The organism is Paenibacillus sp. FSL H7-0918 (genome assembly GCF_038007025.1).
GTDB lineage: Bacteria > Bacillota > Bacilli > Paenibacillales > Paenibacillaceae > Paenibacillus_AQ > Paenibacillus_AQ odorifer.
In genome coordinates this window covers 1,277,277-1,291,279 of sequence record NZ_JBBOWJ010000001.1, presented here as the reverse complement: position 1 = coordinate 1,291,279, position 14,003 = coordinate 1,277,277, and the positions used below count along the sequence as shown (strand labels likewise).

Below are 14,003 nucleotides of genomic sequence, written 5' to 3'. Positions count from 1 at the left end.
GAGTGGAGAACCCATGGATTATGAACAAACGATTATGCAGATTATTGCCAGCAGCGGAGAGGCAAGAAGCCTTAGCTTAAAAGCGGTAAGAACCGCGCGCGCCGGAAACCTGGAAGAAGCGGGCGAGATGATTAAGAACGCCAAGACCAGCTTGACCAAAGCACATAAAGTACAAACGGGGCTGATCCAGGCTGAAGGCCGGGGCGAAAAGACAGAAATTACGCTGCTGATGATTCACGCGCAGGATCATTTGATGAATGCCCTGACGGTTAGAGAACTGGCTGTGGAACTGATCGAAGAAATCAAAGAACGCAAAGCGCTCGAACTAGAATTGAAAGGATCGGTGAACTAAGATGAAAAAAATATTGCTCGCCTGTGCAGGCGGATTCTCGACAAGTATGCTGGTGGAACGGATGAAAGAATCGGCACGGACACAAGGGGTTGAAGTGGTTATTGATGCGGTGGCGGAGAGTGACATCGCCGATCAAAAGCCTTTTGACATCATTATGCTTGGACCACAAATGGGACATGCCGAAGGCGATCTGGCCGCAGAATATCCGAACATTCCAGTAACTACGATCGATATGATGGACTATGGCATGATGGATGGGGACAAGGTGCTGGCTACAGCACTTGAACTGATGGAGAAGGGGGCTTAAGTCATGGCAGGCGGCGCAGAATGGAGAGCCAAGATCCAGAAAGTCAGCACGAAAATCCAAAAAAATACCTATATCAGCGCTATTTCCAACGGTCTGATGGCCTTGATGCCAATTTTGATTCTGGGCGCTATTTTTTCCCTGATTAATGCACTCAAGCTTGATCCTTATCAGAATTTCCTGGAAAGCACTGGACTCAAAACTTATACTTCGATTCCGGCAACTGTAACCACCGATTTGATCGCACTCTACGCGGTGTTCTCCATCGCTTACAATTTCGCTACCCAACATAAGCAGCAAGGCTTTTCGGCAGGGATTTTGGCGCTGATGAGTTTCTTGCTAGTTACACCAAAAGGACTGCTGGATGACGGTGTGACCAAAGCATTTGGTTACTCCTGGTTGGGCGCCAAAGGATTGTTCGTGGCAATCATCCTGGCACTGCTGGTAGGTAAGATCTATACCTTTGTATTGGAAAAGAAATTCTATATCAAAATGCCGAAGGGTGTTCCGCCCACGGTTGAGAAATCTTTTGCCGCGCTTACGCCTGGTTTTATCGTAGCGGTTCTGATGCTGGTGCTGACGGCGATTTTCGCCGCAACGAAATATGGCAATATGCACGAGTTTGTCTTCTCGATTATCCAGCTGCCACTGACTAGTCTGGGGGGTACCTGGTGGGCGATGCTGATCTGCATCTTCGTAATTCACCTGCTGTGGTTCTTTGGAGTTCACGGCACCTTGGTAGTCTATTCCGTTGTCGGCCCGATTTGGGTGGCTTTGGGACTTGAGAATCTGGACGCTTACCAAAGAGGTGTGGAAGGTACGCATATCATTGGTTCACCGTTCTTCCCGGTTTATGTACTGATCGGTGGTGCGGGGGCAACGTTAGGTCTCATTATTGCGATGCTGTTTGCCAAATCTACACGTTATAAGACACTTGGTAAACTGGCAATTATTCCAAGTCTGATCGGTGTCAATGAGCCGGTGATTTTCGGGATGCCATTGGTGCTGAATGTTCGGTTTATGATTCCGTTTATCCTGACTCCGCTGGTGAGTAGTGGTCTGGCGATTCTTCTGACGACGCTGGGTATCCTTCCTGTGCTGCACGGGATTCAGGTGCCGCTGGGCATTCCGGTGCTGGTTAATGGCTGGATGAACGGGGGCTGGCGCGTAAGTGCGTTCCAGCTGGTTATGATTGGTGCAAGCTTCATGATCTACTATCCATTCTTTAAAAAAGCCGATGCCGAAGCGCTGGAGCAAGAACAGCAGGCTGAAGCTAAGGCGGCAGCAACCGCTGCCACCCATTAATAAAAGGAGGCTCAACCGATGACTTATCCATTTCCGGAAAACTTCCTGTGGGGCGGTGCGGTAGCCGCCAATCAGGTCGAAGGCGCGTATAATGAGGGCGGCAAGGGTTTGTCCACTGCTGACGTAGTCAAATATTGTCCTCCTAAGGAACGGCAGAGCCTGGAACAGCTATTGTCCATGTCCGGTCCACAGCTAGAAGAGGCCATACAGGATGATAATCTGGGGAATTACCCAAAACGCAGAGGGATTGATTTCTACCACCGCTACAAAGAAGATATCGCCTTGTTCGCTGAGATGGGTTTTAAGGTATTCCGTATGTCCATCTCCTGGCCTCGTATTTATCCGAATGGCGATGAGCAGGTACCTAACGAGGCAGGACTGCGTTTCTACGACGATGTTTTTGATGAGTTGCGCAAATATAATATCGAGCCGCTGGTCACCATTTCCCATTATGAAATGCCGGTGCACCTAGTCACCAAATACAACGGCTGGGAATCCAGAGAACTGGTTGAACTGTTCGTCCGTTATGCGGAGACTGTGTTCACCCGTTACCGGGATAAGGTGAAGTATTGGCTGACTTTCAACGAAATCAACTGTACACTCAAAGCGCCGTTTCTGGGCGCAGGGATTATTCTGGATGGCAGGTCAAATGAGAAGCAGATTGCTTTTCAGGCTTTGCATCACCAGTTCGTAGCCAGTGCGCTTGCGATTAAGCGGGGCCGGGAGATCAATCCGCAGTTCCAGATCGGCTGCATGCTGGCCCGCAAGCTGCTCTACCCATATTCCTGTCATCCCGGTGATGTGCTGAAAGCACAAGCTGAGAACCAAATGGCAATGTTCTGCTCCGATGTTCAGGTTAGAGGCTATTATCCTTCTTATATCCGCCGGCATTTGGAGCAGCATGGAGTGACAATAACCATGTTGCCGGGAGACGAAGCTTTGCTGCGGGACAATCTTGTGGATTTTCTTTCCTTTAGTTATTACATGTCCTCAGTAGTCAGTGTAGATGAGAATATCACAGCCACCACGGAAGGTAACCTGTCCTCAGGGCTGAAGAATCCCTTCCTGAAAACTTCCGATTGGGGCTGGCAGATCGATCCAAAGGGGCTGCGGTTTGTGCTCAAGGAGATGCATGACCGCTACCAGCTTCCTTTGTTCGTAGTAGAGAATGGTCTGGGTGCTGCAGATGTGCTCGAACTGGATGGCACGATCCGTGATCCATACCGGATAGAGTATCTGGCACAGCATATTGAGCAGATGGCGGAAGCCATTGCCGATGGCGTGGAGCTGATGGGCTACACCAGTTGGGGCTGTATTGATCTGATCTCGGCTTCCACCTCGGAGATGCGCAAGCGGTACGGCTTCATTTATGTTGATCAGGATGATGCAGGCAATGGAACGCTGCTGCGTCTGCGTAAGGACAGCTTTTACTGGTACAAAAAGGTCATAACCTCTAACGGTGCAGATTTAAGCTATTAGTGCGGGGTTATAGTTCTTGTTCATTTTTTACGAAAACCTTGAGAAATCAAGGTTTTTTTGTTTTTTTAATAGGGAATAGAGATCGTGTGTGCTTCTTCTTATAACGAAGTTTTATCCGGGAAGGCACTTAACTTATGGGCAAGCTGCCTTTTAGCTGACTATTTCTTTAAATATTCCGAGAAATTCTCCTGAAAATCCAGTGAATGAATATCTTCCCGGAGATGGTGGTGGATTAGCGGGCCGATTTTGGCGGTTTCTTTTTGCACCATAAGCTCAAGAATGGATTGGTGTTCGTTCCAGATTTCTTCCAGCTTGTCGGTCTTAAGCATGTGCAGTCTGCGGTACCTGAGATAATGTACATTCGACTGCTGGATCAGAGTCCACAGATACTCACGTCCAGCAAGCCTGTACAAGGCCCGGTGAAACTCGTCGTCTAAATTAAGGAAAGAATCTACAGCATTCTCCTGCCCGATGACCTCTTTCTGTTTCTTAAGAATTTCTTTAAGCTCGTGCACTCCTGGTAGTAAAAGCTGTGCAGAAAGATCCTTGAGGATCTCCTTTTCCAGTGTGCAACGCAAGTATGTGATTTGTTCAACAGATTCAAGATCAATAAAGGAGACAATATTACCTTTTTTCGGATAGATATCGGTATAAGATTCCAGTGCAAGCTGTTTGAGAACATCACGCAACGGCGTACGTGAAATCTGAAACCGCTCAGACAAGGCTGTTTCACTCAGAATGGTGCCTGGCTTTAACGCCAGCGTGAGGATTTCTTGCTTCAGTGTGTTTAGAATTTCAGCTTTAATTGACATTTCTGTTCCTGCTTTCAATTGTTGATGACAGATACAGTACTAGTATACATGATAAGTTCGTTCATTAAAATCATCGAGACGAAAATAGGATGGATATCCCTTGTTTTCATGATGAAATTCCTGATCAAATTGTGATTGACAAAGAATTGTTCTTATTCTATGATCAAGTAAATCTTGTATACAAGATAGTTGAAAACGAATTCACAGGAGGGTTTATCAATGAACATGACGTGGAGATGGTATGGCGAGGGCAATGACAATATCACGCTGGATCATATTCGTCAGATTCCGGGTGTTATGGGGATTGTCTGGTCTTTGCATGAGAAAGTAGCCGGAGAAGTGTGGGAAATGGAACGGATCCAAGAAGTGGCGGACCAAATCACCAGCAAGGGTTTCAGCACGGCTGTAGTAGAAAGCGTCAACGTTCATGATGATATCAAAATCGGCTTGCCGACCCGTGATAAATATATCGATATTTATATCGACACCATTCGTAAACTCGCCAAGGTTGGCGTTAAGGTGATCTGCTATAATTTTATGCCTGTTTTCGATTGGACCCGCACAGAGCTGTATAAAGAGTTGCCTGATGGCTCGAATGCTCTCTTTTATGAAAAGGCTGCCATTACCGATAATCCGCGTGAGATGGTGGACCGGATTCTGAAGGGAGCTGGAAAGTTCACGATGCCGGGCTGGGAGCCGGAGCGGCTGGCAAAGCTGGATGAGCTGTTTGCGGCTTATGCGGATGTGACGGAAGATAAACTGTTCGACAACCTCCAGTATTTTCTGGAACGCATTATTCCAGTATGTGAGGAAGTGGACATCAAGATGGCTATCCATCCCGATGATCCGGCTTGGCCGATCTTTGGACTGCCGCGTATTATCCGCAATCGGGATATGATCCGCCGCTTTCTGGATTTGGTGGACAGCCCGTACAACGGTTTGACGTTCTGCACAGGGTCACTCGGCACGAATCCGGATAACGATCTGCCAGCGATGATCCGCGAGTTCCATGATCGTATTCATTTTGCCCATATCCGCAATGTGAAGGTATTTGAGAACGGTGATTTCATTGAGGTGTCGCACCGTGGGCGTGACGGAAGCGTTGATGTGGCCGAGGTGGTCAAAGCCTATCATGAGAACGGATACATTGGTTATGTACGTCCGGATCACGGGCGGCATCTGTGGGGGGAAGAGAAGAACTGCCGACCGGGTTATGGCTTGTATGATAGAGCTATGGGCATCATGTATTTGCTTGGTGTCTGGGATAGCTTGGATAATGTCAAGGAGGCAAAATAAATGCTGCATCTGACCAGAAGCAGTATCCAAGGGGAAAAAGCAGCTTGGAAAGCTGCTGGAGTGGAGCTTCCGCAGTTCGACTATGAGCAGATAGCAAACAATACACAGCTTAAACCGGAATGGATTCATTTCGGTGCAGGTAATATTTTCAGAGGATTCGTGGCAAATGCTCATCAGAAGCTGCTGGATGGCAGGAAGTCGGATACAGGTATTATTGCGGTGGAAACCTTTGATTTCGAAATGATTGATAAAGTCTACAAGCCCTACGACAATCTGACCCTTTTAGTGCTGATGAATGCTCGTGGTGATTTCCAGAAAAGAGTAGTCAGTAGTATTGTGGAGGGAATCGCAGCGGACAAAAACCGCGAAGCGGAGTACCGTAGATTGATCGAGGTGTTCGAGAATCCCAGCCTGCAAATGGCTAGCTTCACCATCACGGAGAAGGGATACTCGTTGACGGATCCGCACGATAAATATCTTGGCATTGTGGAAAAGGATATTGTGAGCGGACCGGAGCATCCTGTTCATGTCATGAGCATTGTTGCTTCGCTTGCTTATCGAAGATATCTGAAAGGCCAATATCCGATGACCTTTGTCAGCATGGACAACTGCTCACACAATGGCGACAAGCTGAAGAATGGTGTTGTGTCCATCGCTAAGGAATGGGCCCAAAGAGGACTTGTTATAGAAGACTTCGTGCATTATCTGGAAGATGAACGAGTAATAACCTTTCCCTTGTCCATGATCGATAAAATCACACCACGTCCTTCGGAGAGTGTACAGGCAGCGCTTCTGGAACAGGGAATTGGTGATATGGATGTGATCATTACCTCCAAAAACACATATACCGCTCCTTTCGTAAATGCTGAGATCAGCGAATATCTTGTAGTGGAGGATAACTTTACGAACGGACGTCCACCACTAGAGGAAGCCGGAATTATTTTTACGGACCGGGAGACAGTCAACAAGGTGGAGACGATGAAAGTAACGACCTGCCTTAATCCGCTGCATACGGCGCTTGCTGTTTCCGGTTGTCTGCTTGGCTACACCTTGATCGCGGATGAGATGAAGGACGATACTTTGCGGAGGTTTGTGGAGATAATCGGTTACAAAGAAGGCCTGCCCGTCGTAGTGGACCCGGGGATTCTCAGTCCAAAGCAGTTCCTGGACGAAGTCCTTACGGAGCGTTTTGCCAATCCATTTATCCCCGATACTCCGCAGCGGATTGCTACAGACACTTCGCAGAAGGTAGGTATACGGTTTGGTGAAACTATTAAATCCTATATTCGACGGGAGGAGCTCGATCCAGCGCAGCTAACGGCGATTCCACTGGCTATCGCTGTGTGGTGTCGTTACTTACTTGGAGTGAATGATGCTGGAGAAGTCTTCACATTGAGTTCAGATCCGTTACTAGAAACACTGCAAGGTTACCTGCAGGGAGTTTCGCTTGGAGACCAAACTGCAAGTGTGCGCCCCATTCTTGAAGATGAGCGACTTTTTGGGGTTCCGTTGTACGAGATTGGTCTAGGTGATAAGATTGAGATTATGTTCCAAGAAATGATGGCAGGCCCAGGAGCGGTACGGAGAACATTAGAGCACTATTTAAAGTGAAAGCTAGGCAGTTAAGTAGATTTGAATTAATATAGAAGAAAATAAAGCGAAAAAAGTCCCGAGGCAATCAATCGGGGCTTTTTTTTGTATGATTTTAAAAAATCCAAACAAAGTGTGAAAAGAATCTTATGTAAAATGAGAAGGACGAAAGTTAAACTAAACACATGACGAATAACCGGTGTTCGTCAACTGAGCGACGAATTTTGAGGGGGTTCAACACCATGTTCAAAAGAAAAAAAAGCTGGGCACTTGTCATGGCTTCGGTCATGTTGGCTGGAGGCGTGTTAAGTGGTTGCGGAAGCAGTAACAATAACAACAACTCGTCGAATGCCAGTCCCCAGCCAAGCAGCTCGACTAGCGACAGTGGTACTGAAACGAAAGATTCCGGCAAGAAGACAACGCTTACGTTCTGGGCTGCGGCTACTACACCGGACCGTGATGTATTCTGGCAAAAAGTTACGAAGGAGTTCATGGCTGAGCATCCGAATATTAAAATCGAATACTTGGGCGTGCCTGGAGATTTGAACGGTTATATACAAAAGCTGAATGTCGCTATTGCTGCTGGACAAGGGCCGGACCTGATCAATAACTTTACGTCCGACTTTATTGCACGCGATGTGCTTGAGCCAATCGATTCTTATTTCGATAGCTGGGAAGGAAAGGACAAGATCACAACGGGTTCGGTTACCTCAATGAGAGCAGCGGATCCGGTTGACAAGAAGTTATATGGATTGCCTTATGGCGTTCTGCCTTGGATGGAATGGATTCGTTCGGATTGGCTGAAGGAATCAAATCTACCGAATCCGGACACATGGGATCAATTCTTTGACAACGCACAGAAGTTGACTGACAAGTCCAAGGATCGTTACGGATACTCTATACGGGGTGGAGCCGGAAGTGCAACCTCGCTGGAATATCTTATGTATTCATACTCGGGAATTACGAACTATTTCACGCCAGAAGGCAAAGCCACGATCAACGATCCACTGAATGTAGAGTTTCTGGAGAAATACTTGAGCGGTTATAATGTCAATACACCTGAAGATGACTTGAACAAAGGTTGGACGGAATTGGCTGCTTCGTTCCAGTCCGGCAAGGTAGGTATGATTTTCCATAACCTTGGTTCCGCAAGCGCTCACAGTAAAGCATTCAATGACGATTTAACCAAGTTTACAGCTGTTCCATTCCCTATGGGTGCCAAAGGCTATCGCGTTCACCCCGGCGTTACACCATCGGTGATGATGATGACAAAGAACTCCGAGAATAAGGAAGCAGCATGGGAATTCATGACGTATTTCGTAACGCACAATGATAGTGAGTACGGAGAGCTCTATGGCGAAATTCCGACTTATCTTGATGCTTTGGATGCTGATTGGATTGTAAACGTGCCTTACGTGAAGACGGGCGCAGACCTGATGAGCTCACCGGACACGAAGTTTACCGATAATCCCGTTTATCTGCCGGGCTATAACAAGGTTCAGACGAATATGGAGCCTATGATCCAGAAGGTAATGGCCAAAAAGATGAGTGCCAAAGAACTATTGGATGAATGGGCAAAGCAGCTTGAAAAAGAAAAAGCAAGTTTTGACTCTTCGAAATAAAACAGTTAATATCCCCGAACAATAAATAATCTCAGCAGGCGGGCTCTTGACGATACTTGGGCCGCCTGTCTTTTGAATGACAACTCCCTAATGATTAATGCCACTAATTGACAGCGTTTTCATCACCTGCAAATGAACAGGAGGTAAGTTATGAAAAGAATTAAGAGTGTCCTTATTGCATTATGCGCTTTATTGCTCATCCCGATCGTACCTGAAATCGCCTTTGCCGGAGAGACCAACACGGCTTATGCCGCTGCGAACATTAATGATTCCTTATCGGCTAATATTTACTCCCCGACGGATTTACGAATGGCACCTGCCTCTAATACGGATACAACCGTAGTGTTAGCATGGGAGAAACCGCTATTTTATTCCAACATTACTAAGTACAATATTTATGACAGTGATGGAACCCGGGTTGGTTCGACGGACAAAACTTACTATAAGTTTTTAGGATTAACTCCAGAGAGGACATATACCTACACGGTACGAGCCCAGGATACATCTGGCAACGAATCTTTAGATAGCAATACGGTCCAAATCACAACTAAAAAGACGGGCATCAGGTTTAATGTTAAGGATTATGGAGCATCCGGAGATGGCAACACATTGGATACCGTGGCAATTCAAACCGCGATTGACGCGGTTACTCCAGGAGACACTTTATACTTTCCACCCGGGAAGTATGTGACTGGCGGATTGTTCCTGCACAGCAATATGACTGTATTTGTAGATGCAGGGGCTCAAGTGATGCCTAGTTCACACAAGGCTGACTTCTTGCCGTTCGTAACGGCCAGACACAGTATTGAGGAACCCGAGGCTTATCAAAGTTTATTTAACGCCGGAGTTATGGATCATGACAAGTACGATGATTATAGTGTAACTGATATTACATTCCTTGGACCCGGAACAATTGGTGACGAGGAGAGCGGCTTGAAGCTGCGTGAGGAATACGATAACGACAAGGTTGAAGTTGGAACAACCTACGGTGGTGGACATCTGCTATCTTTTAATAACGCACACAATGTCTATATCGATGGATTGAAAATCCGCAATGGAATGATGTGGACCGTAGTACCTGTATACAGCAAAGACATCACCGCCTATAACCTCGATATTAACACCACGCAACATAATGGAGACGGCTTTAATCCGAATTCTTCCGAGAGCGTTTACATTTTGAATTCTACCTTTCAAACCGGGGACGACGGCAGTGCAATTAAATCCGGGATCAATCAAGAAGGCCGGGATATCGGCAGACCCTCCAGATTTATTTATTATCGCGGAGATACCTTTAGTGGTGGACACGGCGGGGTCGTTATCGGAAGCGAGATGTCTGGCGGAATAAGCGACATCTACGTGGAAGACTGCAATCTGATTCCCCTCGACGTCAAGTCGAACACTGTGGCACCGGGCTTTAAGATCAAAACAAGCACATCCCGGGGCGGCTACATTCGGAACATTCAAGTGAGGGATTCGCTTATCAACAAGATTGATCTGAATTCCAACTATGACAAGCTTCCTGTTCCTGATATTTACCCACCGGACATGAGTAATTTCCGGTTTACCAACCTGCGGAACAACGATATCTCTGGAACGGATAACATTATTTCGTTGACAGGGGCAGCCTCCACTTCAACAGCTGATAACGCTTTGAAGAATTTGCAGTTCATTAATTGTGCTTTTGCTAAAGCTCAATTAGCCTACACGGAGAATATCTTTTTCACCAATAGCAGCTTGCCCAAAGGAATTAGCGCTACGAACAGTGCGAATATCGTTCAGGATGGTGTGGTTGTAACTGATAAAGCCTTCCCGGTTCACGAGGATTTCACTGAATACAAAGCCGGGGATACGCCGGGCGGATATTGGAGTGCTTCGAGCTATGCCCCGGGTCTGATCACTATTGCGGCGGACGGAGATTTGAATCCGAACAGTATTTTCCTTAATGACCAGGATAGCGGTTATGTAAGTGTATCCCGTGGTTTTGGTTCGCAGACGGGAACCTTATCGGCAGAAGTGCATCTGAAGTTCCCGGCCCCTCCCAACTTAACGAACGGTGTGCCGAACGGTACTTATGCGAACAAACCTACCTCGAATAATCGGGTATTTCAGCTGCTCGGATCGAATGGTAAAGTAGCCGTCTGGTTAAACACTGAGAATTCGGGAGCATTAAGTTATGTCATCAACGGAAAAACATCTCCTATCATCATTCCTGCGATCCCGCTTGATAAGTGGTTTACAGTCAAGACTGTGGTAGATTTTCCAAACAAGCTTGTGGATGTTTATTACAACGGAACGAAGGTGTTAAGCAAACAGCCATTCTATGATTCAACCCTGGCGATGGCGGATATTAGCACCTTCAAATCCATAGGGCCTAATAATAATACGACAGTGGCATCTCAAGTTTACTTGGATAATCTGTACATTAGTGCTTCTGAGGAAGCTACCAGCGGTTATGGAATCCAGCTAACACACTCAGGTTCGACGAATTCAATCTCCGATCAAGGAGGGCGTTTAACCTTTAGTGCCACCAAAACTACGGGAGAAACTTCGCAGGTTACATGGGCTGTCTATAATAGTGATCTGACCCCTACAGATGTGGCTACTATCGACGATAATGGAGTACTGACCGCTAATAGCAATGGTAAAGTCATCGTCGCAGCGACGATGACTGACGGAACAGCGATTATCGGATTGATGCCAATCACCATAACAGGACAAGAAACAGTTGTTGGCTATAAGTCCTTACAGGTAACGACCGCATTAGGCACGAAGCCTAATCTGCCGAATCAGATGCCGATTTTGAGAGAGGATGGAGCGGTAAGTTATGCTCCGGTAATCTGGGATTTAGTTCCGGCGTCTGAATATCAGCAGATAGGAGCATTCACTTTACAGGGTACAGTAACGGGATATTCAGCAAGAGCTGAAATTCAAGTGGAAGTGGTTTCGGCTGGCATGACCGGTTATCGGCCTGTCATCGCGACAACTGCGAAGGGCATCGCACCGAGTTTGCCAGATCACGTAACGGCAATCTTCAATGATCAAATGACCAAATCTCTGCCAGTGTCCTGGGAACCCATCTCCCCAGACTTGTATGCGGATACAAATATTGACGGGTTCAAGGTTATGGGTACGGTACAAGGATCGGACCTACCGGTTACTGCTCATGTATATGTTCTGTCTGATATCGCTCCAGACGCGAAGGTTATCGTCGTTGCCGCAGATGGAAGCGGAGATTATAAAAGTATCCAAGCTGCTGTCGATGCAGTCCCGGACCAGAACCGCAATCGCATCATTATTTTTGTGAAAAACGGCTTGTATTATGAGAAAGTTCTTATTCCAGATACCAAGCCTTACATCTCTTTAATGGGTGAGAGCAAGGATGGAACGATTCTCACCTACGATGATAATCCGAAAAAAACGGCCCCGGATGATACCTCGTTAGGTTTGGGCACTTATACGGATTATACGCTCATGATTAAAGGCCATGATTTCTATGCCAAGGATCTAACGGTCATTAATTCCTCGGGCTCCGGAGCAGGTCAATCCGTTGCCGTCGACGTATATGCGGATAAAGCTTTTTTCGAAAATTGCAACATCATCGGTTATCAGGATACACTGTTAACCCGCAATCTGACCGATAACGCGGATCCTAACAACTATGCCAATAATGCAACCATTCAATCCTATCGTTCCTACTTCAAGGATTGTTTCATCTCGGGTTCGGTAGACTTTATCTTTGGTCCGGGTATTGCTGTTTTTGATAACAGCGAGATTCATTCCAGATTGGCTGGGCATGTGACGGCAGCTTCCACTCCTGAGGGACAGGAGTATGGCTATGTATTCCTGAACAGCAAAGTGACCGGCGAAGCGTTGCTTTCGTCTATATCCGCTGTTGATTTGGGAAGACCATGGCGTTCATATGCGAAGACTGTATATCTGAACAGCTATATGGGAGATCACATTGCTCCAAGTGGCTGGAACAACTTCGGCAATTCAAAAAACGAAGCAACCGCATATTACGGTGAATATCAAAGCTTTGGTCCGGGAGCAAATCCGCAGGCTAGAATGAACTGGACCCATCAATTAACGGACATGGAAGCCGAAGCGTATACATTGCACAGTATTTTCAGCGCAACGAGTGCGATCAACGGGAAAGAGGATTGGGATCCTACCCAGCTCGCTTCCGACAATCCAATCGAATCGCTTCTGCCAGTTCATGTTGAGACACCAGTAGGTGTGGCTCCTATTTTGCCAACAGTTGTAGGCGCTGTTTATGCAGATGAAACAGTGAAGCAAGTGCCTGTCGTTTGGGAAGCTATCAACCCTGAGTTATATGCGGTAGAAGGGCGATTTACAGTTACGGGCGCTGTCTATGGCACGGAGTTAAAGGCCGAAGCCAAAGTTACTGTTCGATCGGGAAGTTTTTTAATCGGACCGGGCTCTGTGGAGAAGGGGCAGTCCTTTGAAGTCGTATATGGCATGTCTCGTGTTACAAGTGATGTATATGGCTTGGATTTGACGCTGAACTACGATCCTGAGCAAATTCAGTTCTTGGCAGCGGAATCCTTGCTGGATGGAATTCGTGTCATCGATTCCTTTGATAATGAGGGACAAACAAGGATTCTCATGGCAAGCACAACCCCAGGGGTTGGCATGAGCGGCGATTTGCCGAGAATTCTTCAACTTCACTTCACTGCAAAAGATGTAACGGAAGCGACGTTTGCTTCATTAGAAGCGACCCGCATTATTATGAGCGATGGCGAAGGTAATGAATCTTCTGTGGAAGGCACTGCTTATCAGGTTAACATTACTGTGACTGATACAGGTTCGGGAGATGTCATTAGAACAGCACTCCAGTCTATCCTTCACGAAGCCGCCAGCACTTTGGCGTCGGCATCGATGGGTACACTTTGGGGGCAATATTCGCAGTCAGCTATTGCTATCTTTAAGGATGCCATTGCGAACGCAACCGTTGTTTTAAACGACAGCGATGCTACACAAGAGGAAGTGAATCTAGCGGCTCAAGATTTGTCTACTGCACTTCAAAAGCTCGCTACAGCGATGAATCTCGAGGCCGGCATGGATGATCTTCTTCTTCTGAGCTCCAAATATGGCATCACTTCAAGTGATAACGGTTGGAGTGAGGTAAGTAGGTATGATCTGAATAAAGACCAGCAGATCGACATCGTCGATCTGGCTGGAATGGCCCGTAAAATCACTTCAAATTAAGTTTGCTAAAT

9 protein-coding genes are annotated in these 14,003 nt (G+C 46.8%); 8 read left to right on the top strand and 1 reads right to left on the bottom strand.

From position 1 onward, the window contains the following. The first annotated feature begins 13 nt into the window (after positions 1–13). Genes MHI15_RS05850 through MHI15_RS05835 form a run of 4 tightly spaced genes read left to right on the top strand, consistent with a single transcriptional unit; the run spans position 14 to position 3,440 of the window. Positions 14–352 (top strand): PTS lactose/cellobiose transporter subunit IIA, encoded by a 339-nt coding sequence (locus tag MHI15_RS05850; RefSeq protein WP_038572728.1) that lies wholly within the window; start codon positions 14–16, stop codon positions 350–352. 1 nt (position 353) lies between these two features. Beyond that, positions 354–659 carry a PTS sugar transporter subunit IIB gene (locus MHI15_RS05845; protein ID WP_036683292.1) on the top strand — a complete coding sequence of 102 codons (306 nt, stop codon included), beginning with the start codon at positions 354–356 and terminating at the stop codon, positions 657–659. A gap of 3 nt (positions 660–662) precedes the next feature. After that, complete coding sequence (locus MHI15_RS05840; protein WP_076128887.1) at positions 663–1,961, top strand: PTS sugar transporter subunit IIC; 1,299 nt, start codon at positions 663–665, stop codon at positions 1,959–1,961. Positions 1,962–1,979: 18 nt separating this feature from the next. After that, positions 1,980–3,440 carry a glycoside hydrolase family 1 protein gene (locus tag MHI15_RS05835; RefSeq protein WP_341164213.1) on the top strand — a complete coding sequence of 487 codons (1,461 nt, stop codon included), beginning with the start codon at positions 1,980–1,982 and terminating at the stop codon, positions 3,438–3,440. A gap of 158 nt (positions 3,441–3,598) precedes the next feature. On the opposite strand, the gene MHI15_RS05830 is transcribed toward MHI15_RS05835, so the two are convergent. Continuing rightward, positions 3,599–4,252: a GntR family transcriptional regulator gene (locus tag MHI15_RS05830; protein WP_076128891.1), complete on the bottom strand. Its 654-nt coding sequence runs from the start codon at positions 4,250–4,252 to the stop codon at positions 3,599–3,601. Between the two features lie 219 nt (positions 4,253–4,471). On the opposite strand from MHI15_RS05830, the gene uxuA reads away from it, so the two are divergent. The 4 genes from uxuA (at position 4,472) to MHI15_RS05810 (ending at position 13,992) form a co-directional block, all read left to right on the top strand. Next, the gene (uxuA, locus tag MHI15_RS05825; protein WP_076128893.1) at positions 4,472–5,548 is read left to right on the top strand and encodes a mannonate dehydratase; all 1,077 of its coding nucleotides are present in this window, start codon (positions 4,472–4,474) and stop codon (positions 5,546–5,548) included. Beyond that, the gene (locus MHI15_RS05820; protein ID WP_340392563.1) at positions 5,549–7,159 is read left to right on the top strand and encodes a mannitol dehydrogenase family protein; all 1,611 of its coding nucleotides are present in this window, start codon (positions 5,549–5,551) and stop codon (positions 7,157–7,159) included. Positions 7,160–7,380: 221 nt separating this feature from the next. Further along, positions 7,381–8,760 carry an ABC transporter substrate-binding protein gene (locus MHI15_RS05815; RefSeq protein WP_076128897.1) on the top strand — a complete coding sequence of 460 codons (1,380 nt, stop codon included), beginning with the start codon at positions 7,381–7,383 and terminating at the stop codon, positions 8,758–8,760. A gap of 150 nt (positions 8,761–8,910) precedes the next feature. After that, on the top strand, positions 8,911–13,992 hold the full coding sequence (locus tag MHI15_RS05810; RefSeq protein ID WP_341164212.1) for a pectinesterase family protein: 5,082 nt from the start codon (positions 8,911–8,913) through the stop codon (positions 13,990–13,992). Positions 13,993–14,003: the final 11 nt, after the last annotated feature.